Source organism: Methylobacterium sp. Gmos1 (assembly GCF_053764715.1).
On the sequence record NZ_JBSNCC010000051.1, the window covers coordinates 1 to 3410 of the forward strand.

The following is a 3410-nucleotide window of genomic DNA, read 5'->3' on the forward strand; positions in this document are numbered from 1 at the left end:
CGGCTGGTCAAGGATTACGAGCGCTACGCCAGCACATTGGCGGGCCTCCACATGGTTGCCTTCGTCTGCGATATGCTCAGCAAAATCGAACGTACAATAATCAGTTCATAACACGCTCTAGCCGCAGGGACACACGCCGCAGGCGCGCCTGCGATCGTCAGATTGTATTTACGGATTATACAATGTTTAGAAATCTATTTCGTCACTTCGGACCAGTGGCAAACCACTTTGATGCCAAATTCTACCTTAAAAATAATCCTGATGTTGCATCAAGCGAGCAGAAGCCGTTCGACCACTACATGGCAAGTGGATGGCGAGAGGGGCGAGATCCATCTGCGACATTCTCGACCCTGTACTATAAGGATAAATACCTCGATCCGGCCCTGCCGGCTGTCAATCCGCTCGTACATTACAGTACCCTGCCGGCCGACCGGCGACGCGCGACGCCCACCCGCCCGACGGGGGACTTCCTAGAAATTCAGCAGCGCGTCATCCGCGACTATTTCGACGTAGAGTTCTACCTCCGAACATACAATCTCGCGTCCGACGTCGATCCCGTGGAGCACTACCTGACCGAGGGTTGGCGGCAGGGCCGCGAGCCAACCGCAGATTTCGTCACACCGGACTACGTCAATCACCACCAACACCTCGGATATACCGACCTCCCGCCTTTCTACCATTACATCTCGACATACCCCCTTCTTCACGGGACGGAGCGTCCTGTGACGGCTGCGGAGCGCGAAGCGGCGGCGGCGCGCCGGCGGGACGCGGCGATCGCGCCGGTGATCGCGGCGATCACTCCGGATTTCGACGAGAACTACTACCTGTCGAGATACAACGATGTCCGCGAAGCGGGCATCGACGCGATTCGCCATTACGCTGAGTACGGTTGGAAAGAAGGACGCAATCCTTCCGAGCTATTCTGGAATGAATATTATAGAGAACACTATAAAGAGGAATTATCAGCCGACGTAAACCCACTCTATCACTACGTGACTCAGGGAAGAGATCTTGGATTAAAGCCGAATCCGTTTGGCGCCGCGCTCTGGCCGGCCGCGACCGCGCCGACGCAGGCCGAATGGGCCGCGGCGCGTCCAGCGAAGGACCTGGATTCCGCCGAGGCCGTCGTCGTGATCCCGGTCTACAAAGGGTACGAGGAAACGCTGCGGGCGGTGCACGCCGTGCTGGCGAACCCGCAGGCAAGCCGCTTCGCCCTCCTGGTGATCAACGATCACGGGCCGCAGGCGGAGCTGAACGACGTCCTGGCCGCGCTCGCTGACCAGGGCTTCTTCCTCTACCTCGAGAACGAGGTGAATCTCGGCTTCGTCGCCTCCGTCAACAAGGCGCTCGCCTTCTGCGGCACGAAGGACGTCATCCTGCTCAACTCGGACGCGATTCCCTACGGCGACTGGGTCGATCGGATGCTGTGGCATGCCCGTGCCAACCCGGACGCGGCGACCATCACGCCGCTATCAAACAACGCGACGATCTGCAGCTATCCGCTCTTCGACTACAACAACCGCATCCAGCTCGAACTCTCCTTGCCGGAACTAGACGCCAGCGCCCGCGACTGCAACCGCCGGATCTCCTCCGAAATCCCGACCGGCGTCGGCTTCTGCTTCTACATGCGGCGCTCGATCATCGACGCGATCGGCGTGCTCGACGCCGAAACGTTCGGTCGGGGCTACGGCGAGGAGAACGACTTCTGTTTGCGGGCTCGGAAGGCGGGCTACCGCAACCTTCTCGCCCACGACGTCTTCGTCTATCATTCCGGCGGGGCGTCCTTCGACAATACCTTCGCGAAGAACATGGCGCAGATCGAGCAGCGCCTGCTTGGCAAGCATCCGGACTACACGTCCCAGTTGCTGACCTACATCAAGGCCGATCCCGCCCGGGAGGGGCGCATCCGCCTCGACCTCTACCGCCTGGCTCGGAGCCTCGGGCCGCGGACGGTCGTGCTCGTCACTCATGACCGGAGCGGCGGGATCGTCACGCATCTGCGCGACCTCACGGATCGCCTGATGAGCGAGGGCCACGAGGTCGTGTTCCTCAAGGCCGCAGGCGAGCGTCACATCCGGGTCGAATGCCCGCCCGAATCGACGCGGGCGATCCCAGCCTCCTCGTTCGACACGCTGCAGGTCGACAAGCAGGCCCATCTCATCTCCGCTTTCTTGGAGTGGCTGCAGCCGGTACTCATCCACGTGCACTCCTTCGTCGGCCTCGATTGGGCGTCGACGGAGCGGATGATGGAGATCGTCCGGGCAGGCGGCCGCTATGCCTTCACGCTGCACGATTATGCCGCCGTCTGCCACCGCAACGACCTCGTCACGCCGCTCGACCGCTTCTGCGGCCTGCCGGACGTCGAGGCCTGCCGCCATTGCATCGCCATCGATCAAGACAGCCACACCGTCGACCCGGCGATCCGGCGGGAGACCTATGCGCGCTTCCTCGCCGGAGCCGACATCGTGCTGTCGCCGTCGCGGGACATTGCCGAGCGCCTCGGGCCGCACCTGCCCGGCAGCCGGATCACGGTCCGGCCGCACGAGGAGCGGCTGTCGCCCGCTCCGTTGCGCCCCGCCGCCCCGGCCGAACCGATGGGCCCACCCGCTCCCCTGCGGGTCGCCGCTCTCGGCGGCGTCGGACCGCACAAGGGCTCGAACGTCCTTCACGATCTCGCCGTCGACGCCCGCGTGCGGCGCTTGCCGATTCAGTACTGGGTGGTGGGCTACAGCAACATGCCCGAGCGCCTCGCCAAAGTGGGTGTGGCCGAGACCGGCCCCTACCAGAGCGACGAGGAGGCGATGGCCCTCCTGAAAGAGCTGCGGATCGATCTCGCGCTGATTGGCTCGATCTGGCCGGAGACGTACTGCTACACCCTGTCGCTCGCCCAGGCCGCAGGCCTTCCGCCGGTGGTGTTCGATCTCGGCGCCCAGGCCGAGCGCCTGCGCGCCCGCGGCGAGGGCGTGATCGTCGATCCGGCCCTGTCGCACGATGCCAGCGCTCTCAACGACCTGCTGCTCGGCCTGTCCCTGCCCGAGGTGTATTCGCGTCGCCGGCCGTACGAGCGTTTCGTCTACCGCGACCTCATGCGCAGCTACTACCGCGCGACGGAGGATGCCGCCCGGGCTGTCCTGCCTTAGCGCTACTCTGCCAGGTTGCGGCCTGCGGTCTCCTGTTTGCTGAGGCAAGCGGGAGAACCGCGATGGGTGAGGCTGGGTCGAAGGCGTGGCTGGACCACCTGGAGGCATGGCTTGGGATCGCCCCATTTCTGTGGGGCAATCCCGATCCTGAACCGCCCCGGGTTTCCCGGAGGCTCCAACTTCTGAGAGGATGGAGCCATGACGAAGCGAACAACCCCGTTTTCCCCTGAGGTGCGCGAACGTGCCGTGCGGATGGTGCGCGACCACGAG

Annotated in this window: 1 protein-coding gene and 1 pseudogene; both read left to right on the top strand. The window is 63.7% G+C overall.

Annotated features, from left to right (window positions below; translation table 11 throughout):
- Positions 1-111: pseudogene (locus ACS5PV_RS32650) on the top strand (IS5/IS1182 family transposase); the annotation flags it as partial.
- A gap of 104 nt (positions 112-215) precedes the next feature.
- Entirely contained in the window at positions 216-3140 is a 2925-nt protein-coding gene (locus ACS5PV_RS32655; protein WP_455399466.1) for a glycosyltransferase, read from the top strand.
- Positions 3141-3410: the final 270 nt, after the last annotated feature.